This is a genomic window from Mycobacterium sp. Dal123C01 (assembly GCF_052566995.1).
Genome location: NZ_CP199580.1, coordinates 4,518,923 through 4,543,108, shown reverse-complemented (window position 1 = coordinate 4,543,108; position 24,186 = coordinate 4,518,923). Strand labels below are relative to the sequence as shown.

The following is a 24,186-nucleotide window of genomic DNA, read 5'->3' as shown; positions in this document are numbered from 1 at the left end:
GAGCCTAACGCCAGGGCTATAACCCGCCCGAGATTTCGCCGTGGCGTTAGGCTCGCGGACGGGTGGTCAGTCGAGAGTCGTGGCCGCCGCCAGGGTGACATAGTCCATGGTGAAGCTGCCGCCGAGCGAGTCGATGACGGCTCCCACGGCTTCCCGTACAGTTGCGACCTCGTCCGGCCCGAGCAGAGTGAGCTGGCCGGTGGTGGCCAGATGGTCCAGCCATTCGTCGCGGGTGTACTGCCGCTGCCATTCGAACCGCCACTCCTCGGGTTCGGCGAAGCCTCCGGCAGTACGGATGCCCTCCATAGCTCTCTGGAGATTTGCCTCTTGAAGTTCGACGCCGGGCGTCTGTAGTGGTGCGTCGGGCGCCACGCGCTGCAGGACATCGTCGAAGACCCGACCGACCTCGCCGGGCGGGTCGAAGACATGCCAGTAAAGCGCCAACAGCCCGTGTTGCCGCAGCACCTGTGCGGCCTTGCGGGCGCCCAGTACGGGGTCCACCCAGTGCCAGGCCTGCCCGGCGACAACCGCGTCGAAAGTCCGGCCGTTGGGGTCCCAGGTTTCGAAGTTGCCGATCTCGACCTCGATGCCGCTCCGACGGGCAACCCCGGCCATCCGGGCGTCCGGGTCGACGCCGAGTACCGTGACGCCGGCCGCCGTGTATTGCCGCGCTCCGATGCCGGTACCGCAGCCGACGTCCAGGAATTCGACGCCGGGGCTGGTGGCGATCACGCGCTGTATCAGCGCGTCGGGGTACCGGGGCCTGGCCCGGTCGTAGCGATCGGCGTCCACTCCGAAGGACTCCGCGACCTGCCGGAGCAGGTGCGGCTGGCGGTCGGAAGAAGGCGAGGGTTCAGTCGACACAGTTGGCATGTCTCCCTTTTACCCCTTGCCGCTGTGCAAGCCCTGCCTGCCGTTGCTGGTCCCGCTACGAAAGCCCCCTGCCCGCAAGCGATCCGGCAGCTTGTGCGACAAAATCGTGTTGTATAGATCACGAAAAGCGGTAGCGTCCGTTAGCGGAGATCACAGAGAAGAGGCATTGTTGCGGATTCTGGGCGTGTTCCGGGTGCACAACGGCGAGGACGTATTGCCCCGGGTCCTGGACGCGCTATCCGGGTGGTGTGACGACATCTACGCGATCGACGATCGCAGCACCGACAACAGCGCGCAGATCCTGCGCCACCACCCCGCGGTGACCAACCTGGTGCGGGCCCGGTCCGACCTGCCGCGCACGCCGTGGCTGATTCCCGAGCCGCCCGGGCTGGAACTGCTGTACCGGATGGCCGATTTCTGCCAGCCGGACTGGATCGTGATGATCGACTCCGATCAAGTCGTCGAGGCCGACGTCGACGTCCGCGACGTCCTGGCGGGCACGCGAGACATCGCGGAATATATCGCCGCGAAATTCGGCACCCGGGTGGTCAACGGGCCCGCGCGACCGGGAGAAGTGACCCGGTTTCCCGCCTCCATTGCCCTGGCGCGAAGCATCGGTTTTGCACCGAAGGTCGGGATATGGGCAGGGATCGACCGCTACATCGAGTGGGCGAAAGAGCAGCCACTACAACTGGCCGGCTAGGCCCCGGGTTTGACCGCACGCCAGCGCAGCCTGCCGCTGCGGACCTCGACCTCGACATCGCCAAATCCCGCCGTGCGCAAGCGATCCGGCAGGGTTTCCGGCGAGACGGTGTTGCAGGTGTCGCGGAAATGCAGAATCCGGAATCGCAGCGACGTCACGCTGTCGCTGCCGGCGAAAACACAGCCGGGACGAAGCACGCGGAAGGCCTCGGCGAACAACCGGTCCTGCAGTTCGACGGTCGGGACGTGGTGCAGCATCGTGAACGACACCACCGAGCTGAACTCGTCGGCCGGCAATCCGGTGTTGGTGCCGTCGCCGTTGATGATCCGCGCCCGGTCGCCGTACAGCTTCTGCAATCGCTGCGCCATCGGGGTATCGATCTCGACCGAGGTGAGCGTCGGCGTCTTGTCGACCAGCACCCGCAGGATCGCGCCGTAGCCGGGCCCGATTTCCAGCGTGTTGTCACCCAGGTCTACGTCGGCCAGCGCCCAGGGCAGCAGGTCTTTTTTGACCGCCGTCGCCCACTTGTCCGAGCTGCAGATCCGCCGGTGCGCAAGGTTCATGGCCATGTGGGAAACGTTAGCCCAGTAGCGCAATAGCATTTATCGCGTGGAGTCCCGCTGGGTGCTGCACCTGGATATGGACGCGTTCTTCGCTTCCGTCGAGCAGCTCACCCGACCGACCCTGCGGGGTCGGCCGGTACTGGTCGGCGGGCTGGGCGGCCGGGGGGTGGTGGCCGGCGCGAGCTATGAGGCGCGGGTGTTCGGGGCGCGGTCGGCCATGCCGATGCATCAGGCCCGCCGGGTGATCGGCGTGGCAGCGGTGGTGTTGCCGCCGCGTGGGGTGGTGTACGGGATCGCCAGCCGGCGCGTGTTCGAGGCCGTACGTGGCGTGGTACCCGTCGTCGAACAGCTGTCCTTCGACGAGGCGTTCGGGGAACCGCAGCAGCTTGCCGGGGCGTCGGCGCAGGACGTCGAGGAGTTCTGCGAGGGGTTGCGACGACGGGTGCTCGACGAGACGGGGCTGATCGCCTCGGTCGGCGCGGGCTCGGGCAAGCAGATCGCGAAGATCGCCTCCGGTCTGGCGAAACCCGATGGCGTTCGGGTGGTTTCGCGCGCCGAAGAAACAGCGCTGCTCGCCGGCTTGCCGGTGCGGCGGCTGTGGGGAATCGGCCCGGTCGCCGAGGAGAAGCTGAATCGGCTCGGCATCGAGACGATCGGTCAGTTGGCCGCGCTGACCGACGCCGAGGCGGCCAATATCCTGGGCGGCACGGTGGGGCTGGCGTTGCAGCGGCTGGCCCGCGGTATCGACGACCGCCCGGTGGCCGAGCGCGCCGAGGCCAAACAGATCAGCGCCGAATCCACCTTTGCCGTCGACCTGACCACCGTGGAGCAGCTGCACGAAGCGATAGACCCGATCGCCGAGCATGCGCACCAACGCCTGCTGCGCGACGGCCGCGGAGCACGCACCGTCACCGTGAAATTGAAGAAGTCCGACATGAGCACGCTGACCCGCTCCGCGACGTTGCCATACGCGACGACGGAGGCCCGCCCGCTGATCGCGGTGGCGCGGCGACTGCTGCTGGATCCGCGCGATATCGGGCCGATTCGCCTTCTGGGCGTTGGGTTTTCGGGGTTGAGCGACGTGCGCCAGGAGTCGCTGTTCCCGGACTTGGAGCTGTCGGCGCCCGAATCGGCTGCACAACACTCCTTCGAAACGGCAACAGTAACCGCGACCGAGGCCATGTTCGCGCCGGTGCCCGGGGCCTCGCCGTGGCGGGTGGGAGACGACATCACCCACCGCGAATTCGGGCACGGGTGGGTGCAGGGTGCCGGCCACGGCGTGGTCACCGTGCGATTCGAGACCCGCGGTTCGGGCCCGGGTCAGGCCCGGACGTTCCCCGCCGACACCGCCGACGTCGTCAGCGCCAATCCGATCGACTCCCTGGATTGGCCGGATTTCGTGGGCGCGTTGCAGGCCGAGGAGTCGGCCGTGACGTCAGCCCCACCGGCCGATGACGTCGGCAACGGGTAGCCCTGCGGCCAGCGCGGCCATCACCAGCACCCGGGCTTGCGGCGGCCGCAGCCGCGGCACCATGACGGCTCCGGCTTCCACCAGGTCGTGGCCGGGGCCGTATCCCGCGCTGACTCGGCCGTCGGGCACGCGGGTGGACACCGCGACGGCAATCCCGTTGCGGCAGTGCCGGCGGACGCCGTCGACGACCGCGGCCCCGGCATTGCCCGAGCCCAGCGCCTCCAGCACGACGGCTCGCGCTCCGGCGGCCACACACGCGTCCATCGCCACCGCGTCACTGCCCAGGTATGCCGCGACAATGTCGACCCGCGGTGCGCCGCCGGCCCGTAGTTCGCCGAGGTAGGGGCGGGTTTTGGCCCCGGTCAGCGCCACGCGGCCGCCCGGCGTCGTGCCGATCAACTCGCCGGCGAAGCCGCTCAGATCCTGGGTCGCCACCTTGTGCAGGCCTAACGGCTGCAACACCCGGCCGGCGAAAGACACCAGCACGCCGAGGCCGCGCGCGCCGGGGCTGGCCGCCACGGCCGCCGCGTCGCGCAGATTGGCGGGGCCGTCCGCATCGGGCGCATCCGCGCTGCGCATGGCCCCGGTCAGGACGATCGGGGCGCTGCCCGCGTAGGTGAGGTCGAGCCACAACGCGCTCTCCTCCATGGTGTCGGTGCCATGGGCAACGACCACGCCCTCGGCACCGGCATCGATCGCGGCCCGCACGGCGTCGTTCATCCGATCCCAGTCGGCCGTCGTCAGCTCCGAGCTGTCCACGGCCATCAGGTCGACGACGTCGACGTCGAGGCCGGAGGTGAGGTCGGTTCCGCTGCGGCCGGGACGGCGCACGCCGTCGGCGCCGGTGTTCGTCGATATCGTGCCGCCGGTGGCGATGACGGTGAGGCGACCCATAGTCGAATCATTCCAAACCGGGGTGGCGAGGCCGCACCCAACCAAGCCGGGCGCTAGGGGATGATGGGGAGGTGCCCGAAGAACCCACAGGATCGGCTGAGCCGGTGACGTCGGCGGGGGAGGCTGAGACGTCCGGAGAAGTGCGAGAAGCCGAAGCCCCTGCGCCGCGGCGGCTGCGGTTGCTGGTGTCGGTGGCTGCGGTGGTGCTGGCGCTCGACGTCGTGACGAAGGTGCTCGCCGTCAAACTGCTGCCCCCGGGGCAGCCGGTATCGATCATCGGCGACACGGTGACCTGGACTTTGGTACGTAATTCGGGGGCCGCTTTCTCGATGGCGACCGGATACACCTGGATGTTGACGCTGATCGCCACCGGTGTGGTGATCGGCATCTTCTGGATGGGCCGCCGGCTGGTGTCGCCCTGGTGGGCCGTGGGCCTCGGCATGATCCTCGGCGGCGCCATGGGCAACTTGGTCGATCGCTTCTTCCGTGCGCCCGGGCCGCTTCGGGGGCATGTCGTGGACTTTTTGTCGGTGGGCTGGTGGCCGGTGTTCAACGTCGCAGATCCGTCGGTGGTCGGCGGCGCGATCCTGCTCGTCGTTCTCTCGGTCTTCGGCTACGACTTTGACAACGTGGGTCGGCGTAACGCCGACGGTCGGCGGCAAGCCGACGGGAGCACCGAGGGCCGGGGTAACGCCGACCAAACCCAATGACCGACCGCTCGATGCCCGTTCCGGAGGGATTGGCGGGCATGCGTGTTGATGCCGGGCTGTCTCGCTTGCTCGGCTTGTCCCGCAGCGCCGTGGCGGCCATCGCCGAAGACGGCGGTGTCGAACTGGATGGCTTGCAGGCGGGGAAGTCTGATCGGCTGACACCCGGCGCCTGGTTGGAGGTGCGGTTGCCCGAGGCGCCGGCGCCGCCGGAGAACACCCCGGTCGACATCGAGGGCATGACAATTCTGTACTCCGATGACGACATCGTCGTGGTCGACAAGCCGGCGGCGGTGGCCGCGCACGCGTCGGTGGGCTGGAGCGGGCCCACGGTGCTCGGCGGCCTCGCCGCTGCGGGTTACCGGATCACCACGTCGGGTGTGCACGAGCGGCAGGGCATCGTGCATCGCCTCGACGTGGGCACCTCCGGGGTGATGGTGGTCGCCATCTCCGAGCGCGCCTACACCCTGCTCAAGCGGGCGTTCAAACAGCGCACCGTCGACAAGCGTTATCACGCTCTGGTGCAAGGACATCCGGACCCGTCCAGTGGGACGATCGACGCGCCGATCGGCAGGCATCGCGGCGGCGAGTGGAAGTTCGCGGTCACCCAGGACGGCCGGCACAGCATCACCCACTACGACACCGTCGAAGCGTTCGTCGCCGCCAGCCTGCTCGACGTGCACCTGGAAACCGGTCGTACGCACCAAATTCGGGTACATTTCGCCGCGTTGCACCACCCGTGCTGTGGGGACCTCGTCTACGGGGCCGACCCGAAGCTCGCGAAACGGCTTGGGCTGGAACGTCAATGGCTGCACGCGAGGTCGCTGGCATTCGCCCATCCCGCCGATGGGCGGCGGGTGGAGTTCGTCAGTCCGTACCCGGCGGACCTGCAGCGTGCGCTGGACGTGTTGGGCGACGAGGGCTGAGCACGGGACTGTCTTAAGGCTTACGGGCCTCGACCAGAACCCGCGTCGGGTGCGTGACGAACCGGCCCTCGGCTTCGATGCGTTCGTGCAGTGCGCGCAGTCGCCCGTAGTAGGGCTCAATGGTCAAGTCCGGCACCGTCCAGATCAGCTTGCGTAGGAAGTACACCACCGCGCCGATGTCGAAGAACTCCGCCCGCAGCTTCTCCATGCGCATGTCCACGATCTGCAACCCGGCGGCGTGTGCGTCGGCGCGCTGCACCGCCGGGTCGAGGTGGGCGCCCAGCTCGGGGTGCGGCCCCATCACGAATTCGACCAGCTCGGACACCGTCGCCGGGCCGGGATGCTGGGCGAAGTAGGTGCCGCCGGGCCGCAATAGCCGGGCGATCTCGCTCCACCACACGGCGATCGGATGCCGGCTGGACACCAGGTCGAACGCCCCGTCGGCGAACGGCAGCGGCGGTTCGTCGCCGGTCAGGACGACGACCACGCCGCGCGGATGCAGTCGCCGGGTGGCCAGCGCCGCGTTGGGTGGCCAGGACTCGGTGGCAACCATCGTCGGCGGGAATGTCTCCACACCGCCGAGCACCTCTCCGCCGCCGGTGTGGATGTCAAGGGCAGCCGACACGGTGGCCAGCCGAGCGCTCATCTGCCGCTGGTATCCCCAGGAGGGGCGTTCCTCGGTGGCCCGGCCGTCGAGCCAGGAGAAGTCCCAGCCCGCCACGGGCGCCGCGACGGCCTCTGCCATCAACTCCTCGAACGACCGTCCCATCCGGGGTCACCCGGCACTGGGCTTGCGGGCCTCGACGAGGACTCGCGTGGCGTGCGCGACGACGGGCCCGCCGGATTCGATGCGGTCATGAAGTTGGGCCAGCCGATCGCGGTAGCGCTCCACCGTGAAGTCCGGCACCGTCCAAATCACCTTGCGCAGGAAGTACACCACCGCACCGATGTCGAAGTACTCCTGCCGTAGCCGCTCCATGCGCATCTCGACGACTTCCAGGCCGGCGGCTTGCGCGGCCGCGCGTTCGTTGTCCGGGTGCCGCAGGGCCCACGCCTCCGGCCGCGGTCCGATGAAGTGCTCGACCAACTCCGCCACCGTCTCGGGTCCGACGTGTTGGGCCAGGTAGCTACCGCCGGGGCGCAGTACCCGGGCGATCTCCGTCCACCACAACGTGTTTGGATGGCGCGCGGTCACCAGGTCGAAGGCGTCGTCGGCGAACGGCAGCAGCGACTCGTCCGGCGTTTCCACGACCACGACGCGCAGCGGATGCAACCGCTTGGTGGCCAGTGCGGCGTTCGGTGGCCACGACTCGACGGCGGCCATGGTGGGCGGGAAAGGCGCCGCGCCGGCCAGCACCTCGCCGCCGCCGGTCTGCAGATCCACCGCGGCTGACACCGTGGCGAAACGGCGGCCGATCAGTCGTTGGTAGCCCCACGACGGTCGTTCCTCGGTTGCGCGCCCGTCCAGCCAGGAGAAATCCCAGCCGTCGACGGATACGGAATTGGCTTCTGCGACCAGATCTTCGAATGTGCGGCCCATGTTAGGCATGGTCGCCAAGAGTAGGCCGCTGCGCGCGGCTCGACGAGATCACGACGTGGAACAGACGAACTTGGTGCCATTGAAGTCAAGTGTGACTTCACCCTGGTGCTCCCAGTATTCGGAGCCCTGCCGGCCGTACCTCGCGCCGCTGCCGGACGGCAAGATGAACAGGATCTCCTGGTTGCCTTTCCAGTTGAGCACCGCGGTCGGCGGCGCGAACTGGTTATAGAACTGAGCGGTCAGCGGGCCGGAGTCGGCGGGGCAGTGATAGGTGATGACGGGCGGAGCCACGGTGGTCGGGTCGGCAAGGGCCAACTGCACCAGCCGGGTCTGATAGGCCTCCAGCACACAGGTATGGACGTCGGCGTTGCGGGCACAGTCATCGCGGGCCGTCGCCCAGGTGTTCTGCGCGGCCGTCAGCGCGGATTGATCCCCGCCGGGCCGGGCCAGCGCCTGCCGGAAGGCGATCTGCACCTGACGCTCGAGGTCGAATATGTGCGAGTCGGTGCAGGCCAGTTGTTGCGCGGCGTTGGCCGGTTTGGTGCAGTCGAGTGCCGCAGCCGCGGGTGTGGGACTGGCGCTGGTGGGCGGCGCGGACGGCGAACTGGACACCGGCTGGTTGGTCGTGGAACTGCATGCGGCCACCATCAGTGCCGCGACGATGACTGCGATCCGCCTCATACGTGCTGACTACCGGCTGCGCCGCGATCACCGTGCGCGACACGCCCGCGCACCGAGAAATTCTTCTGGGCGGCTCAGACGTTGGCGATGCTGGCGTCGCCGGAGGCGATGTCTGGGGCCAGCGGTGCGACGACACTGAGGATGTCGGTCACCGTCGTCGGCGGGACCCCGGCCGCGGCCAGAGCGTCGGCCAAATGCCCGGCGACCAGGCTGAAGTGCTGCATGGTGATGCCGCGGCCCTGATGTATCTGTTTCATCGGGGCGCCGTGATAGATCTCGTGCGCGCCGAGAGCGGCCGCGAAGAACTCGACCTGCTTGCCTTTGAGGCGGTTCATGTTCGTTCCGGTGAAGAAGCCCGACAGCTGGTCATCGGCGAGCACGCGAACGTAGAAGTCCTCGACGACGACTTCGAGCGCCTCGTGCCCGCCGATCCGGTCATAGATGGTTGTCGGCTCCGGCTTGCGAAAGGTTGCCGTGAGTTTCATGTAACCAGGGGAACACCCCAGCGTTGCCCGTCAGTTAGTCCGCGATCACGCTCGGATTGCCCGAGGTAACAAGCCGATTGCCGAGGTCTACCCGCATCTTCGGTCGCTGGGTGAGACGCAGCGCCCCGTTCACCTGACGGTGATCTGCAATCGTCGTCGGCCGGTGCCCTAAGTTGGGTATATGACCCACGTCACAGCACCCGCCGTCAGGAGTCAAAGCCGATGAATCTTGGTGACATAACGAACTTGGTGGAAAAGCCATTCGCGGTGGTCTCCAACATCATCAACACCCCCAACTCGACGGGGCGATATCGACCGTTCTATCTGAGGAACGTGCTGGACGCGGTGCAAGGCCGCACGCTCGACGACGCCGCGGTCGGTCGGACCGTCCTCATCACCGGCGGATCGTCGGGCATCGGCGCGGCGGCTGCGAAGAAAATCGCGGACGCGGGCTCACAGGTGGTGCTGGTCGCTCGCACACCGGAGAACCTGGAGAAAGTCGCCGACGACATCCGCGCCGACGGCGGGACCGCCCACGTCTACCCGTGCGACCTCTCGGACATGGACGCCATCGCCGCGATGGCCGACCAGGTGCTCAACGACCTGGGCGGAGTCGACATCCTGATCAACAATGCGGGGCGCTCCATTCGACGGTCGCTGGCGCTGTCCTACGACCGGATTCACGACTACCAGCGGACCATGCAGCTGAACTACCTGGGCGCCGTCCAGCTCATCCTCAAATTCATCCCGGGGATGCGCGAGCGTGGTTTCGGCCAGATCATCAATGTTTCGTCGGTCGGCGTGCAGACTCGCGCCCCGCGTTTCGGTGCCTACATCGCCAGCAAGGCCGCCCTGGACAGCCTTTGCGACGCACTGCAGGCCGAAGTCGTGAACGACGACGTCAAATTCACCACCGTGCACATGGCGCTGGTGCGGACCCCGATGATCAGCCCGACCAAGATGTATGACAAGTTCCCGGCGCTGACGCCGGATCAGGCGGCCGGGGTGATCACGGACGCGATCGTCCACCGGCCCCGGCGGGCCAGCTCGCCCTTTGGGCAGTTCGCTGCCGTCGCCGACGCCATCAACCCGGCGGTGATGGATCGGGTGCGTAACCGGGCGTTCGGCATGTTCCAGGACTCCACCGCCGCCAAGGGCGGCGAATCCGATACCGACACATCGCAATTCGACAGCCGAAGCGAGACCTTTGTGCGGGCGACCCGCGGAATTCACTGGTGACACGATGAGCCTTCCGAAACCCGACACCTATACAACCGTCGTCATTACCGGGGCGTCGTCCGGAATCGGCGCCGAACTGGCCAGCGGGCTGGCCCGGCGCGGCTTCCCGCTGTTGCTGGTTGCCCGGCGGCGTGAGCGCCTCGACGAGATCGCCACCCAGGTGGGCGAGGAACACGCGGTCGCGGTTGAGGTTCTGCCGCTGGACCTCAGCGACAGTAAAGGCCGCGCGAAATTGGCCGACCGACTCCGCACCGACCCGATCGCCGGCCTGTGCAACAGCGCCGGCTTCGGCACCAGCGGGGTCTTTCACGAGTTGCCGATCGAACGCGAGCGTGAAGAGGTCATCCTCAACGCGCTCGCATTGATGGATTTAACGCACGCGGCGTTGCCCGGCATGGTCGAGCGCGGCGCCGGAGCCGTGATGAACATCGCGTCGATCGCCGGATTCCAGCCGCTTCCCTATATGGCGGTGTACTCGGCCACCAAGGCCTTTGTGCAGACATTCTCCGAAGCCGTCCACGAGGAGCTGCATGGAACGGGCGTGTCGGTGACGGCGCTGTGTCCGGGCCCGGTGCCCACCGAGTGGGCCGAGATCGCCAACGCCAACCGGTTCAGCATCCCGGTTGCTCAGGTCTCGCCGCACGATGTCGCCGAAGCCGCGATCGGCGGCATGCTGGGCGGCAAGCGCAGCGTGGTGCCCGGCGTCGTCCCCAAGGTCGTCAGCCACGGTGGCCGATACGTCCCGCGCACCCTGCTCTTGCCCGCGATCCGGATCGGTAACCGATTCCGCGGCGGGCCCAGCCGCTGATCGCCGCCGCACTACGGCGGCGAGTGTGCGTCCACGGCGGCGAGTGTGCGCAGGTGGCAACGAGTGTGCGTGCACGGCGGCCTGAGCGCACACGCAAAGCCCTGAGCGCACGCTCAAAGCCGTGAGCCTCGGGATAGGTTTGCTTGATGGCCGCCGTTGAGTTGTCCGCCGACGTCCCGATGACCCCGCAGGACATGTGGGACCACGTGTCGGATCTGTCGGATCTGGGCGACTGGCTGGTGATGCACGAGGGGTGGCGCAGCGAGCTGCCCGACGAGATCGCCGAGGGCACCCAGATCATCGGCGTGGCGCGCGCCAAGGGCATGCGCAACCGGGTGACCTGGACGGTGACCACCTGGGACCCGCCGCACGAGGTTGCGATGTCGGGTTCGGGTAAGGGCGGCGCCAAATACGGCGTCACCCTGACGGTGCGGCCCACCGGCGACGGGTCCACCCTCGGTTTGCGGCTTGAGCTGGGCGGGCGGGCGTTGTTCGGCCCGGTCGGATCCGCGGCGGCGCGCGCCGTCAAAGGCGACGTGGAGAAGTCGCTGAAGAACTTCGTCGAGCTGTACGGATAGAAACCCAGACACACTTACGCGACACGCCGAGGATGCGTCGGTAGTCGGTCATAGACTGGCGTCCCTATGAGCGGTTCATCTTTCGTCCACCTGCATAACCACACCGAGTACTCGATGTTGGACGGGGCCGCCAAGATCACGCCGATGTTCGCCGAGGTGGAGCGGCTGCAGATGCCCGCGGTCGGCATGACCGACCACGGAAACATGTTCGGCGCCAGCGAGTTCTACAATGCGGCGGCCAAAGTCGGCATCAAGCCGATCATCGGTGTCGAGGCCTATATCGCCCCCGCCTCGCGCTTTGAGACCCGGCGAATCCTGTGGGGCGACCCCGGCCAGAAATCCGACGACGTCTCGGGCAGTGGCTCCTACACGCACATGACGATGGTCGCCGAGAACGCCACCGGACTGCGGAATCTGTTCAAGCTGTCCTCGCTGGCTTCCTTCGAGGGCCAGCTGGGCAAGTGGTCGCGGATGGACGCTGAGATCATCGCCGAAAACGCCGCCGGCATCATCGCCACCACCGGATGCCCGTCGGGGGAGGTGCAGACCCGGCTGCGGCTCGGCCAGGAGCGCGAGGCGGTGGAGTCGGCCGCCAAGTGGCGCGAGATCTTCGGTGCCGACAACTACTTCCTGGAGCTGATGGACCACGGGCTGTCCATCGAACAGCGGGTCCGCGAAGGATTGCTCGAAATCGGCCGCAAGCTCGGCATCCCGCCGCTCGCCACCAACGACTGCCACTACGTCACCCGCGACCACTCGCACAACCACGAGGCGTTGTTGTGCGTGCAGACCGGCAAGACGCTGTCGGACCCCAACCGCTTCAAGTTCGACGGCGACGGCTACTACCTCAAGTCGGCCGCCGACATGCGCAAGATCTGGGACGACGAGGTGCCCGGCGCCTGCGACTCCACGCTGCTGATCGCCGAGCGAGTACAGCCGTACGACGAGGTGTGGGCGCCGCGCGACCGGATGCCCGTGTTCCCGGTGCCCGAAGGACACGACCAGGCGACCTGGCTGCACCACGAGGTGATGGCGGGACTGCAGCGACGCTTCGGATCCGGTGTCGGTCAGGACTACATCGACCGGGCCGAATTCGAGATCAAGGTCATCTGCGACAAGGGCTATCCGGCGTACTTCCTGATCGTCGCCGACCTGATCAACCACGCACGGTCGGTCGACATCCGGGTCGGGCCGGGGCGTGGTTCGGCGGCGGGTTCGCTGGTGGCCTACGCGATGGGCATCACCAACATCGACCCGATTCCGCATGGTCTGCTGTTCGAGCGGTTCCTCAACCCGGAGCGTCCGTCGGCACCCGACATCGACATCGACTTCGACGACCGTCGCCGCGGTGAGATGGTGCGCTACGCCGCCGAGAAGTGGGGCTCCGACCGCGTCGCCCAGGTCATCACCTTCGGCACGATTAAAACCAAAGCGGCCCTGAAGGATTCGGCCCGTATTCACTACGGGCAGCCGGGGTTTGCGATCGCCGACCGGATCACCAAGGCGCTGCCGCCGGCGATCATGGCCAAGGACATCCCGCTGTCAGGCATCACCGACCCCAACCACGAGCGGTTCAAGGAAGCCGCCGAGGTGCGCAGCCTGATCGAAACCGACCCGGACGTGCGCACTATCTACCAGACGGCGCGCGGTCTTGAGGGCCTGATCCGCAATGCCGGCGTGCACGCGTGTGCGGTGATCATGAGTAGCGAGCCGCTGACCGAGGCCATCCCGTTGTGGAAGCGACCGCAGGACGGGGCCATCATCACCGGCTGGGACTACCCGTCGTGTGAGGCCATCGGCCTGCTGAAGATGGACTTCCTGGGTCTGCGAAACCTGACGATCATTGGCGACGCGCTGGAAAACATCAAGGCCAACAGGGGGATTGACCTCGATCTGGAAGCGGTGGAGCTGGACGACAAGGCCACCTACGAGCTGCTGGGCCGCGGTGACACCCTGGGCGTGTTCCAGCTCGACGGCGGGCCGATGCGCGATCTGCTGCGCCGGATGCAGCCCACCGAGTTCAACGACATCGTCGCCGTGCTGGCGTTGTACCGGCCGGGGCCGATGGGCATGAACGCCCACAACGACTACGCCGACCGCAAGAACGGCCGCCAGGCGGTCAAGCCGATCCACCCGGAGCTCGAGGAACCCCTGCGCGAGATCCTGTCGGAGACGCACGGCCTGATCGTCTACCAAGAGCAGATCATGCTCATCGCCCAAAAGGTCGCCTCCTACACGATGGGCAAGGCCGACGCGCTGCGTAAAGCGATGGGCAAGAAGAAGCTCGAGGTGCTGGAGGCGGAGTACAAGGGTTTCTACGACGGCATGACCGCCAACGGGTTCTCCGAGCGCGCGGTGAAAGCCTTGTGGGACACCATTCTTCCGTTCGCGGGGTACGCGTTCAACAAGTCACACGCGGCCGGCTACGGCCTGGTCTCCTACTGGACCGCGTATCTGAAGGCCAACTACCCGGGCGAGTACATGGCCGGGCTGTTGACGTCGGTGGGCGACGACAAGGACAAGGCCGCGGTCTATCTGGCCGACTGCCGCAAGCTCGGCATCACGGTGCTGCCGCCCGATGTCAACGAGTCCCTGGTGAACTTCGCGTCGGTCGGAAAGGACATCCGCTTCGGCCTGGGCGCGGTGCGCAACGTCGGTGCCAACGTGGTGGGCTCGTTGATCAAAACCCGCAGCGAGAAAAGCAAATTCACCGACTTCTCGGACTACCTGAACAAGATCGACATCTCGGCGTGCAACAAGAAGGTCACCGAATCGCTGATCAAGGCCGGCGCGTTCGATTCCCTGGGGCATGCCCGCAAGGGTCTTTTCCTGGTACACACCGACGCGGTCGACTCGGTGCTGGGCACCAAGAAGGCCGAGGCGATGGGCCAGTACGACCTGTTCGGCGGCGGCGATGCGGGCGCCGACGCGGTGTTCACCATCCGGGTGTCCGACGACGAGTGGGAAGACAAACACAAGCTCGCCCTGGAGCGGGAGATGCTGGGGCTCTACGTGTCCGGGCATCCGCTCAACGGGGTGGCGCACCTGCTATCCGCTCACGTCGACACGCAGATCCCGGCGATCCTGGACGGCGATGTCGCCAACGAGACCCAGGTGCGGGTCGGCGGCATCCTGGCCTCGGTGAACCGGCGGGTCAATAAGAACGGAATGCCCTGGGCGTCAGCCCAGTTGGAAGACCTCACCGGTGGCATCGAGGTGATGTTCTTCCCGCACGCCTACTCCGCATACGGCGCCGACATCGCCGACGACGCGGTGGTGCTGGTCAACGCCAAGGTGGCGATCCGCGACGACCGGATCTCGTTGATCGCCAACGAGCTTGTGGTGCCGGACTTTTCCAACGCCCAGCCGAATCGCCCGCTGGCGGTCAGCTTGCCGACCCGGCAGTGCACCATCGACAAGGTCAGCGCGCTCAAGCAGGTGCTGGCGCGCCATCCGGGCACCGCGCAGGTGCATCTGCGGCTGATCAGCGGCGACCGGATCACCACCCTGGAGCTGGATCAGTCGCTGCGGGTGACGCCGTCGCCGGCATTGATGGGTGACCTCAAGGCGCTGCTCGGCCCTGGCTGCCTGGGCAATTAGGCCGCCACCTTCGCGAGTGTGCGGCCACCTTCGCGAGTGTGCGGCCAGCTTCACACTCGTGCCCGAGTGTGCGGCCAGCTTCACACTCGATGGCGCGGTGGGGCCTAGAACTCCACCCGGACGATGACGCTGTCGGCCCAGACGTTGCGGTCACGTGCCCGGCGCAGCTTCTCCCGGACGCCCAGATCCTGGTGAACGTTGGTCACGCCCGGCACTTTGATCAGCGGCACGATGTTCCACTGCCAGCCGTAGCGCTGGTGCAATATCCGGTTGGCCCGTTCGGCGTCGGCGCCTGAGAGCAGCGTGGCACGCCCGGTCACCGTCACCGCACCGCGGCGAACCCGGCCCCGGTGGTCGCACGCACGGAGTTCGATGTCGGGGCGGGCCGCGAGCCGCTTGGTCTTGGGGCCCACCTTGGTGCGGAATACCAAGGCGTCGCCGTCCAGCGCGAACCAGATGGGGGTGTCCCGGGGTGCGCCGTCGCGCCGGAACGATCGGAGTAGCGCGTAGCGAGCGTCGATCAGCTCGGTGTGTGCGGTTCTATGCATGATCACAGTCAATGACTTAGAGTTGACTCGAAGTCAAGCGCCGGATGCTGGGAGGCCCGATGGCTGTTGTCGGTACCACTCGCTCGCGGGCGACGCTCACGATCGGAGAGGTCGCGCGCGAAGCCGGGGTGGCGGCGACCACGCTGCGCTACTACGAGCAGATCGGGCTGTTGCCGCCGCCGGCGCGCCTGGCCGGTCGGCGCCGCTACGACGGCTCGATCCTGGCCCGCCTCGAGGTGATCCGGCTGTGCAAATCCGCCGGCTTCGCGCTGGAAGAAATCCAGCTGCTGTTCGCCGACGATGCGCCGGGGCGCCCCGCCAGCCGTGCACTCGCCGAGGCCAAGCTCGCCGAGATCGACGACCAGATGGCGTCGCTGGCCCGGGCGCGGGGCGTCATCGAGTGGGGAATGAGCTGCACCTGTCCGTCGATCGACGCCTGCACGTGCGGCATCCACCCGGCCTAGAACTGGTAGCGCAAGATCCGGGCTTTGCGGGCGCCTGCCTCGAACATCCCGGAAACCTTGGTGGCGAACCGAATCCAGCCCGGGAACAGCTCAACCTCGGGCGCGTGCGCCAGGCTGACCTCTTCGACCAGCTTCAACTGCGGATTCCATGTTTCGGGCACTCGGGCATCTTCGAACCCCGGGTAGCCCCATTGGGCGCCGACGCTGCTGAACATCCGCTGCGGGGCCAGTTTCACCGCAAGCCGGGAGAAAGAGCCGATGCGGCCGTAGTCGTTGAAGGCCAATTCCCCGGAGGTGAAATACGCGGTGACGCGCCGAAAGACAGCGCGGATCACCGGCTCGGAGAGAAACGCGAACAGTCCGTCGGCGATCACCATCGCGGGCCGATCGGCGGGGATGGTGTTGGGCCAGCTCAAGTCGGCCACCGATGCGGTCACCACGTGGGCGCGCTCGCTGGTCGGCATCAGCCGGCGGCGCAGAGCGCTGACACCCGGCAGATCGACGCTGTACCAGTCGACGGTGGCGGGCGGGCACACCCGAAACGGGCCCGAGTCCAACCCGGCACCCAGGTCGATGACGACGGCGTCGGGATGCTCGGCAGTGAACGTCCGCACCCTTTCGTCGAGCATCTTGGCACGCAGCGCCGCCTGGCACACCACGCTCGTGGGGACGCCGAGCCCGGCGAAGTCATAGTCGACTTTGGCGACGATCTCGGCGGCCAGCGTGTCTCCGAGAATTGGCCGGGGCCATTGGCTGTCCAGCGCTCGGGCGTATTGAGTCAGCAGCGCGGTCTGTTCCAGCGGCGTGAGGTGGTTCGCGTCAGCACCGGGTTCGTACCGCATCATCCGAACGTACTCGGCGTCCGCCGATCGAGCAGACGGGTGCGATGCCGAAATCGCGAATTGTGTTCCGTGCCCCCTGACAACGGACGTACGCTCACCGAGGGGATGTGGACAGTGCGCTGCTGGTGAGAAGCCGGTTCCGCCACCCGGCGACACCCTAAGGAGAACGGAAATGACGAGAACGGTGCGAGCGGCGTGACCGGGGGGCGGCTCGCGACAGCGCGTGAACGCGGCGGTGTTGGGCTGCGAAAGATGTTGCAGCGCGGCGGAATTATCGAAGAGTCGGTGACACCGCTACCGACCGACCCGGCCGCAGTGGCCCAATTGCTGGGTGCACCGTGGTACGACGAGCGGCTTGCCAAGCTGGCCGACGAGCTGGGCCGCGACCCCGGCGACGTGCGCGCCGAAGCGGCGGGTTACCTGCGCGAGATGGCGGCCTCGCTGGACGAGCGGGCGGTGCAGGGTTGGCGCGGGTTCAGCCGCTGGCTGATGCGGGCCTATGACGTGCTGGTTGACGAGGATCAGATCGCGCAGCTGCGCACCCTGGACCGCAAAGCGACGTTGGCGTTTGCCTTTTCGCACCGGTCGTACCTGGACGGCATGCTGCTGCCCGAGATGATCGTGGCCAACCGGCTCTCGGCGGCCTTTACGTTCGGCGGGGCCAACCTGAACTTCTTCCCGATGGGCGGTTTCGCCAAGCGGACCGGGACGATCTTCATCCGGCGGGCGACCAAAGACATTCCCGTCTACCGATTCGTGCTGCGCGCCTACACCGCCCAGCTGGTACAGGACCACACCAACCTCACCTGGTCGATCGAAGGTGGGCGCACCCGGACCGGCAAGTTGCGGCCACCGGTGTTCGGCATCCTGCGCTACCTCACCGACGCCGTCGACGAAATCGACGGCCCTGAAGTGTATTTGGTGCCGACCTCGATCGTGTACGACCAGCTGCACGAGGTGGAGGCGATGACCACCGAAGCCTACGGCGCGGTGAAACGGCCCGAAGACCTTCGCTTCCTGGTCGGCTTGGCGCGCCAGCAGGGAAAGCGGCTCGGTCGCGCTTACCTGGACTTCGGCGAACCGCTGCCGCTGCGTAAACGACTCGAGGAAATGCGCGGCGACGAAGCGGGCACCGGGACCGAGGTCGAACGCATCGCGCTCGACGTCGAACACCGGATCAACCGCGCGACGCCGGTCACCCCGACAGCGGTGGTGAGCCTGGCGTTGCTGGGCGCGGACCGGTCGATGTCGATCAGCGAGGTGCTGGCCACCGTGCGACCGTTGGCCAGCTACATCACCGCGCGAAACTGGGCGGTCGCCGGGGCCGCGGACCTGACGAATCGCTCCACGCTCCGGTGGACGTTGCACGAGCTCGTCGCCTCCGGGGTGGTCAGCGTGTATGACGCCGGCACCGAAGCGGTGTGGGGGATCGGCGAGGACCAGCACTTGGTCGCGGCGTTCTACCGCAATACCGCGATCCACATCTTGGTCGACCGCGCGATTGCCGAAACCGCGTTGCTGGCCGCCGCGGAAAAGGCCGAGAATTCCGCGGACGGCATGGTGTCGCCGGTGACGGTGCGCGATGAGGCGCTGAGTTTGCGTGAGCTGCTGAAGTTCGAGTTCTTGTTCTCGGGCCGCGCCCAGTTCGAAAAGGAGCTGGCCGACGAAGTACGGCTGATCGGCCCGGTGGAGGACACCAGCAAGGCGGCTGCGGCCGCCGATGTGCGGGGACTGCTGGAATCGGCCGATCTGCTGTTGGCGCATTTGGTGCTGCGGCCGTTCCTCGATGCCCACCACATCGTCGCCGACCGGCTGGCCGCCCTCGGGGACGAGCCCCTCGACGAGAATGCGTTCCTCACCGAATGTCTGGAGTTGGGCAAGCAGTGGGAGCTGCAGCGCAGGATCGCCAGCGCCGAGTCGAGGTCGATGGAACTCTTCAAGACCGCGCTGCGGCTGGCTCGCCATCGCGAGCTGATCGAAGGTTCCGATTCCGAGCACCTCGCCAAGCGCCGGCAGGAGTTCGCCGACGAGATCGCGACGGCGACCCGACGGGTCAATGTGATTGCCGAACTCGCCAGAACCCAGTGACGCGGCCGTGCGCTGACTAGCCGAATTCGAGGGCGTCGCTGCCCCTGCCTGCGGTGCTGAATCGGGCCTAGAGTGGTGGAATGCCGCTGACAGGTGAATACGAACCCAGCCCTTGGGATTGGTCCCGCGAACAAGCCGACAAGTACGCCGAATCCGGCGGTGCCGAGGCGGCGGACATGAAGGGCAAGCCCATCATTCTGCTGACCACGGTCGGCGCCAAGACCGGCAAAATCCGCAAGACGCCGCTGATGCGAGTTGAGCACGACGGCGAGTACGCCGTCGTCGCCTCGCTTGGTGGCGCCCCGAAGAACCCGGTCTGGTACTACAACATCGCCAAGAACCCGCGGGTCGAACTGCAAGACGGGGCGAGCACCCGCGACTACGACGCCCGCGAGGTGTTCGGGGACGAGAAGGCCGCCTGGTGGGACCGCGCCGTCGAGGCCTGGCCGGACTACGCCGACTACCAGACGAAGACCGAACGCCAGATTCCGGTGTTCGTGCTGACCCCGGTGAGCTGAGCCGATTAGGCAGGTGGCGGGGGGTGCGTGGCACCATTAGTCGGTGTCCGCTGACCTGAGCCCGAGCATGTCGCCGTTGCCTCTCCTTTCCGGGGCCGACATTGACAGCGCTGCTCAGCGGATCGCCGCGGTAGTCACGCCGACCCCGCTGCAGTACAGCGATCGGCTGTCGGAGATCACCGGTGCGCAGGTCTACCTCAAGCGCGAAGACCTGCAGATCGTGCGTTCCTACAAGCTGCGCGGCGCCTACAACCTGCTGGTGCAACTGTCCGACGAGGAGATCGGCGCCGGCGTGGTGTGCTCGTCGGCGGGCAATCACGCGCAGGGGTTCGCCTACGCCTGCCGGACCCTGGGTGTGCACGGCCGCGTCTACGTGCCGGCCAAAACGCCCAAACAGAAGCGTGACCGGATCCGCTACCACGGGGGAAGCTTCATCGAGCTGATCGTGGGCGGATCGACCTACGATCTCGCCGCCGAGGCGGCGCTCGCGGACGTCCAACGCACTGGCGCGACGCTGGTGCCGCCGTACGACGACCCGCGAACGATCGCCGGTCAGGGCACCATCGCCGTCGAAATCCTGGACCAGCTCGACGAGCTCGGTCTGGGGGAGCCTGACCTGGTGGTCGTCCCGGTGGGCGGCGGTGGCTGCATCGCGGGCATCACGACCTATCTGGCCGAGCGGACGACGAACACCTCGGTGCTGGGTATCGAACCGGCCGGGGCCGCGGCGATGATGGCCGCACTGGCCGCCGGCGAGCCGGTGACGCTCGACCATGTCGACCAGTTCGTGGACGGCGCCGCGGTGAAGCGGGCCGGAACGCTGACGCATGCCGCGCTGGCCGCCGCGGGCGACATGGTGTCGATCACGATGGTCGACGAGGGCGCGGTGTGCACGGCGATGCTGGACCTCTACCAGAACGAGGGCATCATCGCCGAGCCGGCGGGCGCGCTGTCGATCGCCGGCCTGCTGGAAGCCGACATCGAGCCGGGATCCACCGTTGTCTGCCTCATTTCGGGCGGCAACAACGACGTGTCGCGCTACGGCGAGGTGCTCGAGCGCTCGCTGGTCCACCTCGGCCTCAAGCACTACTTCCTAGTGGACTTCCCGCAGGAGCCCGGTGCGTTGCGCCGGTTCCTCGACGGCGTGCTGGGGCCCAACGACGACATCACCTTGTTCGAGTACGTCAAGCGCAACAACCGGGAGACCGGTGAGGCGCTGGTCGGTATTCAGCTGGGGTCCTCGGCGGAGCTGGACGACCTGCTGGCCCGGATGCGCGAGACCGAGATTCATTTCGAGACCCTGCACCCGGGCTCGCCGGCCTACCGCTATCTGCTGCTCTAGGCGGCACCCTAGCGCGAGTAGTGCGTCAGATAGTCCGGCGCCGGGGTAGTGGGATCGAGGTCGTCGGCCGGCACCGGCGCACCGGCCGTCAGGCGCAGTGGAAGCACGCCGGCCCAGTGCGGCAGCGCGCAATCCTCCGGCTCGTCGATGGGCCCGCCGTCGCGCACCTTGGCCGAAACCTCGACCAGGTCAAGGGCGAGCACCGCGGTCGCGGCGAGTTCCCGCGCATTCGGCGCCCTGCAGTCGGCGGCACGTCCGGGTGCGATGTGGTCGAGCAGTCCGCCCAGCGCATGCGACTTCTCCGCCGGGTCCTCGACCAAGCGTGCGTTGCCGACCACGACCACCGAGCGATACACCAGCGAATGATGCAGCGCCGAGCGGGCCAGCACCAGCCCGTCGACGAGGGTGGCGGTGACGCACACGGGCAGGCTCGACGCTCCCGCCTTGGCGCCCAGCATCGGTCCGCTGCCGGTGGAGCCGTGCAGGTAGAGCCTCTCGCCGAGGCGGGCGTGCGTCGTCGGCAACACCACCGGCCGACCGGCGCTCAGGTAGCCGACGTGGCAGATCAGGGCCTCATCCAGGATGCGATGGACGGTGTCGCGGTCGTAGCGGGCGCGTTCCCGGTAGCGAGTGGGCGTCGTTCGCGAAGTGGGTTGGTACGCGGTTTCCATCGGATTGCCTTCGCTATTGTAATAGTACATAATTGATAACGTGCCAGTACAACACAGCATAGCGGGGACGGGCGCGGAGTCGATAGCAGCCAACATCGAACAGGGCATCTCGGCCGGCGCCCTGGCGCCCGGCGACGCGTTGCCCCCGGTCAGGGAACTGGCAGCGCGGCTCGGCGTGAACGCCAACACCGCGGCCGCCGCCTACCGCCTGCTGCGCGATCGCGGGGCCGTGGAAACCTCGGGGCGTCGGGGTACCCGGGTGCGGCACCGCCCCGCGACCAGCCCGCGCTCCCTGCTCAGCCTCGACATTCCCGCGGGCGTGCGCGATCTGTCGACCGGCAACCCGGATCCCGATCTACTGCCCATTGCCGCTGTACCGCAACATCATTCGAGCCGGCGTCCGGTACTGTACGGGGAGCCGGCCATGTCGCCGGAGTTGGTCGACCACGCCCGCGTGACGCTGACCGCCGACGGTATTCCGGCCGATCATCTCGCGGTGACCAGCGGGGCACTCGATGGCATCGAGCGGGCGCTCACCGCGCATCTGCGCCCCGGCGACCGCGTGGCCGTCGAGGATCCGGGCTGGGCCAATCTACTGGATCTTATTGCCGCACTCGGACTTTCGGTTGAGCCGGTGCGGGTGGACGACGACGGGCCGCTGGTTGCCGACGTCGCCCGGGCGCTCGGTCGCGGCGTGCGCGCGCTGGTCATCACCACTCGCGCGCAGAACCCGACCGGCGCGGCGTTGTCCGAGCAGCGTGCCGGCGAGCTGCGGGGTTTGTTGGCGGGCTCCGACGATCTGCTGCTCGTCGAAGACGACCACTGCGCCGGCATTTCCGGTGCACCCTTGCATTCGTTGGCAGGATCGAACAGCCACTGGGCATTTGTCCGGTCGGCATCGAAGGCCTACGGTCCCGACCTGCGGGTGGCCGTCCTGGCCGGAGACCAGCGCACCGTCGAGCGGGTACACGGGCGGCTGCGGCTCGGGCCGGGGTGGGTCAGTCACCTGCTGCAGGATCTCGCGGTGCAGTTGTGGTCGGAGGACGCGGCAACGGACCTCGTCCGCGCGGCGGAGCGGCGATACACCAGCAACCGCACTCGCTTGTGCGCCGCGCTGGCCGACCGCGGCGTCGTCGCTTATGGCCGGTCCGGCCTCAACGTGTGGATCCCGGTTCCCGATGAGACCGTCGCGATCACCCGGCTGCTGAATGCGGGCTGGGCCGCGGCACCGGGAACACGTTTCCGGATCGGCACGCCGGCGGGAATCCGCATCACCATCGCGGAGCTGGCCGACGACGAAATCGATCCGCTCGCCGGTGCGGTCGCCGACGCGGTGCGGGCCAAAGGCCGTGGCAGCGTGTAGGTCAGACTTGGGGCCTGGTCCCCAGGGTTTCGTGGAATAGCGCGTGCCGCAGGGCGACTTCCCGCGGATCGCTCACCAGGTGGAAACCCAGCTTGTTCATCACGTAGCCGTAGCCGATGCCGGTGTCTGGATCGGCGAATCCGAACGAGCCGCCCGCGCCCGGCGTGCCGAAGGCATTGTCGGTCGAACCGAAGACACACACGGGGACGGGCTTGTTGAAGCCCAGCGAGAACGTCGTATCGATGTGCAGCACCTTGTCGCGCAGTCCCTTTGTCGGTGGCAGCGCGGGCTTGTGCAGCGCGTCGAGGGTGTCGGCGGTCAAGCCGAGCTCGCGACCGCCGGTGGCGGCGCTGCCGTACAGCCGGGCGATCGAGCGCGCGGTACCGGTGCCATTGACGGCGGGCATCTCGACCACGCGCAGCTCGTCGCGGTTGAAGGCCTCGGGAGATTTGATCCCTTTGGCGAACACGAGTGAGGGTGCCGCCAGTCCGAAGGGATTGAACAAATCCAGCACAAAGAGCGGCGGCATCGTGTTCAGATGCAACAGCAACTTCGGGAAAGACCAGGCGTGCAAGTGCGCGACGCGATCGCGGTCGACCGAGGGCGGCAGCCCGATATACAAGTCGAGCCCCAGCGGGCCGGCGATCTCCTCGGCGAAAAACCGGCCCAGCGAACGCCCGGCGGGGTCGGTGCGGCGGATCAGTTCGCCTTCGTACCAGCCAAGGGTGATGCCGTGATAGCCGTGTCTGGTCCCCGGTTTCCAGGCTGGCACCTGCGCCGCGAGCTTCGCCGACATCGTCGGCGGGTCGGCCAATTCCTGCAGCGTCAGCGGCGGTTTGACGACGGGCAATCCGGCCTGATGCGCCAGCAGCTGCCGCACGGTCACCATCTCTTTACCGGCCTGCGCGAAGTCCGGCCAGTAGTCGGTGACCTTGGCGTCATACGAGAGGTAGCCCTTGGAAGCGGCCACCGCAACCGCAAGGGAGGCAATGCCTTTCGTGGTCGAGAACACGTTGACGAGGGTGTCCTGTTCCCACGGCGCGCGGGTGATCCCGTTGCGGTAGCCGCCCCACAAATCGACGACCTTGCGGCCGTCGCGATAGACCGCGATCGCGGCGCCGATCTCGCGACCGCTGCTCAGGTTGCGCCGGAAGGCGTCGGCGACCTTGCCGTAGCCCTCGTCGACGTCGCCGCCTATCAGATCGGGCGGGATTTGGACCTTTTGGGCCATGTTCTGCTCCGTTGCAAGCGTCGCGGTTATCCGGGCGTCGCGGTGATGGTA

23 protein-coding genes and 2 pseudogenes are annotated in these 24,186 nt (G+C 67.4%); 14 read left to right on the top strand and 11 right to left on the bottom strand.

The annotated features are described in order from the left end of the window. Window positions 1-66: 66 nt before the first annotated feature. Window positions 67-873, bottom strand: a complete 807-nt coding sequence (locus ACTXG5_RS21320) for a class I SAM-dependent methyltransferase (RefSeq protein WP_445160682.1) — start codon at window positions 871-873, stop codon at window positions 67-69. 169 nt (window positions 874-1,042) lie between these two features. On the opposite strand from ACTXG5_RS21320, the pseudogene ACTXG5_RS21315 reads away from it, so the two are divergent. Both ACTXG5_RS21315 and ACTXG5_RS21310 read left to right on the top strand, forming a co-directional pair. After that, window positions 1,043-1,381 (top strand): annotated as a pseudogene (locus tag ACTXG5_RS21315) (glycosyltransferase family 2 protein); the annotation flags it as partial. Next, a pseudogene (locus ACTXG5_RS21310) lies at window positions 1,376-1,576 on the top strand (NAD-dependent epimerase/dehydratase family protein); the annotation flags it as partial. The pseudogenes ACTXG5_RS21315 and ACTXG5_RS21310, both read left to right, overlap by 6 nt. On the opposite strand, the gene ACTXG5_RS21305 reads toward ACTXG5_RS21310, so the two are convergent. Beyond that, window positions 1,573-2,145, bottom strand: coding sequence for a class I SAM-dependent methyltransferase (locus tag ACTXG5_RS21305; protein ID WP_445160681.1), 573 nt, complete (start codon window positions 2,143-2,145; stop codon window positions 1,573-1,575). The pseudogene ACTXG5_RS21310 and the gene ACTXG5_RS21305 overlap by 4 nt on opposite strands. A gap of 40 nt (window positions 2,146-2,185) precedes the next feature. Here ACTXG5_RS21305 and ACTXG5_RS21300 point away from each other — a divergent pair, with 40 nt between their 5' ends. Continuing rightward, window positions 2,186-3,610, top strand: coding sequence for a DNA polymerase IV (locus tag ACTXG5_RS21300; protein WP_445160680.1), 1,425 nt, complete (start codon window positions 2,186-2,188; stop codon window positions 3,608-3,610). Here ACTXG5_RS21300 and ACTXG5_RS21295 read toward each other — a convergent pair. Beyond that, window positions 3,575-4,504, bottom strand: a complete 930-nt coding sequence (locus ACTXG5_RS21295; RefSeq protein WP_445160679.1) for an asparaginase — start codon at window positions 4,502-4,504, stop codon at window positions 3,575-3,577. The two genes, ACTXG5_RS21300 and ACTXG5_RS21295, sit on opposite strands and share 36 nt — an antisense overlap. A 71-nt stretch (window positions 4,505-4,575) precedes the next feature. Here ACTXG5_RS21295 and lspA point away from each other — a divergent pair, with 71 nt between their 5' ends. Both lspA and ACTXG5_RS21285 read left to right on the top strand, forming a co-directional pair. Next, window positions 4,576-5,214 (top strand): signal peptidase II, encoded by a 639-nt coding sequence (gene lspA / locus ACTXG5_RS21290; protein WP_445160678.1) that lies wholly within the window; start codon window positions 4,576-4,578, stop codon window positions 5,212-5,214. Next, complete coding sequence (locus ACTXG5_RS21285; RefSeq protein ID WP_445160677.1) at window positions 5,211-6,137, top strand: RluA family pseudouridine synthase; 927 nt, start codon at window positions 5,211-5,213, stop codon at window positions 6,135-6,137. Before lspA ends, ACTXG5_RS21285 begins: the two co-directional genes overlap by 4 nt. 13 nt (window positions 6,138-6,150) lie before the next feature. Here the strand turns inward: ACTXG5_RS21285 and ACTXG5_RS21280 are convergent, their stop codons facing one another. The 4 genes from ACTXG5_RS21280 to ACTXG5_RS21265 all read right to left on the bottom strand — a co-directional run bounded on the left by ACTXG5_RS21280 (window position 6,151) and on the right by ACTXG5_RS21265 (window position 8,843). Next, window positions 6,151-6,906 (bottom strand): methyltransferase domain-containing protein, encoded by a 756-nt coding sequence (locus ACTXG5_RS21280; protein ID WP_445160676.1) that lies wholly within the window; start codon window positions 6,904-6,906, stop codon window positions 6,151-6,153. A 6-nt stretch (window positions 6,907-6,912) separates the two neighbouring features. Beyond that, entirely contained in the window at window positions 6,913-7,677 is a 765-nt protein-coding gene (locus ACTXG5_RS21275) for a class I SAM-dependent methyltransferase (protein ID WP_445160675.1), read from the bottom strand. A gap of 48 nt (window positions 7,678-7,725) precedes the next feature. Further along, on the bottom strand, window positions 7,726-8,358 hold the full coding sequence (locus ACTXG5_RS21270) for an MliC family protein (RefSeq protein WP_445160674.1): 633 nt from the start codon (window positions 8,356-8,358) through the stop codon (window positions 7,726-7,728). A gap of 74 nt (window positions 8,359-8,432) precedes the next feature. After that, window positions 8,433-8,843: a group I truncated hemoglobin gene (locus ACTXG5_RS21265; protein ID WP_445160673.1), complete on the bottom strand. Its 411-nt coding sequence runs from the start codon at window positions 8,841-8,843 to the stop codon at window positions 8,433-8,435. 222 nt (window positions 8,844-9,065) lie between these two features. On the opposite strand from ACTXG5_RS21265, the gene ACTXG5_RS21260 reads away from it, so the two are divergent. From ACTXG5_RS21260 to dnaE, 4 genes are all read left to right on the top strand, one after another. Then, complete coding sequence (locus tag ACTXG5_RS21260; protein WP_445160672.1) at window positions 9,066-10,082, top strand: SDR family NAD(P)-dependent oxidoreductase; 1,017 nt, start codon at window positions 9,066-9,068, stop codon at window positions 10,080-10,082. 4 nt (window positions 10,083-10,086) lie between these two features. Beyond that, entirely contained in the window at window positions 10,087-10,890 is an 804-nt protein-coding gene (locus ACTXG5_RS21255; RefSeq protein WP_445160671.1) for an SDR family NAD(P)-dependent oxidoreductase, read from the top strand. 146 nt (window positions 10,891-11,036) lie between these two features. Then, window positions 11,037-11,468: a type II toxin-antitoxin system Rv0910 family toxin gene (locus tag ACTXG5_RS21250; protein WP_445160670.1), complete on the top strand. Its 432-nt coding sequence runs from the start codon at window positions 11,037-11,039 to the stop codon at window positions 11,466-11,468. A gap of 66 nt (window positions 11,469-11,534) precedes the next feature. Continuing rightward, the gene (gene dnaE, locus ACTXG5_RS21245; RefSeq protein ID WP_445160669.1) at window positions 11,535-15,068 is read left to right on the top strand and encodes a DNA polymerase III subunit alpha; all 3,534 of its coding nucleotides are present in this window, start codon (window positions 11,535-11,537) and stop codon (window positions 15,066-15,068) included. A 104-nt stretch (window positions 15,069-15,172) separates the two neighbouring features. On the opposite strand, the gene ACTXG5_RS21240 is transcribed toward dnaE, so the two are convergent. Next, window positions 15,173-15,616 carry a PPOX class F420-dependent oxidoreductase gene (locus ACTXG5_RS21240; protein WP_445160668.1) on the bottom strand — a complete coding sequence of 148 codons (444 nt, stop codon included), beginning with the start codon at window positions 15,614-15,616 and terminating at the stop codon, window positions 15,173-15,175. A 59-nt stretch (window positions 15,617-15,675) separates the two neighbouring features. Between ACTXG5_RS21240 and ACTXG5_RS21235 the strand changes: the two genes are divergently transcribed. Then, a complete protein-coding gene (locus ACTXG5_RS21235; RefSeq protein ID WP_445160667.1) occupies window positions 15,676-16,080 on the top strand; it encodes a MerR family transcriptional regulator in 405 nt (134 codons plus the stop codon). Here the strand turns inward: ACTXG5_RS21235 and ACTXG5_RS21230 are convergent. After that, a complete protein-coding gene (locus tag ACTXG5_RS21230) occupies window positions 16,077-16,922 on the bottom strand; it encodes a class I SAM-dependent methyltransferase (RefSeq protein WP_445160666.1) in 846 nt (281 codons plus the stop codon). The two genes, ACTXG5_RS21235 and ACTXG5_RS21230, sit on opposite strands and share 4 nt — an antisense overlap. A 195-nt stretch (window positions 16,923-17,117) precedes the next feature. On the opposite strand from ACTXG5_RS21230, the gene ACTXG5_RS21225 reads away from it, so the two are divergent. The 3 genes from ACTXG5_RS21225 (at window position 17,118) to ilvA (ending at window position 20,870) form a co-directional block, all read left to right on the top strand. Further along, window positions 17,118-19,010 (top strand): lysophospholipid acyltransferase, encoded by a 1,893-nt coding sequence (locus ACTXG5_RS21225; RefSeq protein WP_445160665.1) that lies wholly within the window; start codon window positions 17,118-17,120, stop codon window positions 19,008-19,010. An 80-nt stretch (window positions 19,011-19,090) separates the two neighbouring features. Next, window positions 19,091-19,528 carry a nitroreductase family deazaflavin-dependent oxidoreductase gene (locus tag ACTXG5_RS21220; RefSeq protein WP_445160664.1) on the top strand — a complete coding sequence of 146 codons (438 nt, stop codon included), beginning with the start codon at window positions 19,091-19,093 and terminating at the stop codon, window positions 19,526-19,528. 43 nt (window positions 19,529-19,571) lie between these two features. Further along, entirely contained in the window at window positions 19,572-20,870 is a 1,299-nt protein-coding gene (gene ilvA, locus ACTXG5_RS21215; RefSeq protein ID WP_445160663.1) for a threonine ammonia-lyase, read from the top strand. Window positions 20,871-20,878: 8 nt separating this feature from the next. On the opposite strand, the gene ACTXG5_RS21210 is transcribed toward ilvA, so the two are convergent. Then, complete coding sequence (locus ACTXG5_RS21210) at window positions 20,879-21,541, bottom strand: pyridoxamine 5'-phosphate oxidase family protein (RefSeq protein WP_445164529.1); 663 nt, start codon at window positions 21,539-21,541, stop codon at window positions 20,879-20,881. Window positions 21,542-21,581: 40 nt separating this feature from the next. Here ACTXG5_RS21210 and ACTXG5_RS21205 point away from each other — a divergent pair, with 40 nt between their 5' ends. Beyond that, a complete protein-coding gene (locus ACTXG5_RS21205) occupies window positions 21,582-22,904 on the top strand; it encodes an aminotransferase class I/II-fold pyridoxal phosphate-dependent enzyme (RefSeq protein ID WP_445160662.1) in 1,323 nt (440 codons plus the stop codon). Between the two features lies 1 nt (window position 22,905). Here the strand turns inward: ACTXG5_RS21205 and ACTXG5_RS21200 are convergent, their stop codons facing one another. Beyond that, complete coding sequence (locus ACTXG5_RS21200) at window positions 22,906-24,135, bottom strand: serine hydrolase domain-containing protein (RefSeq protein WP_445160661.1); 1,230 nt, start codon at window positions 24,133-24,135, stop codon at window positions 22,906-22,908. Window positions 24,136-24,186 lie beyond the last annotated feature (51 nt).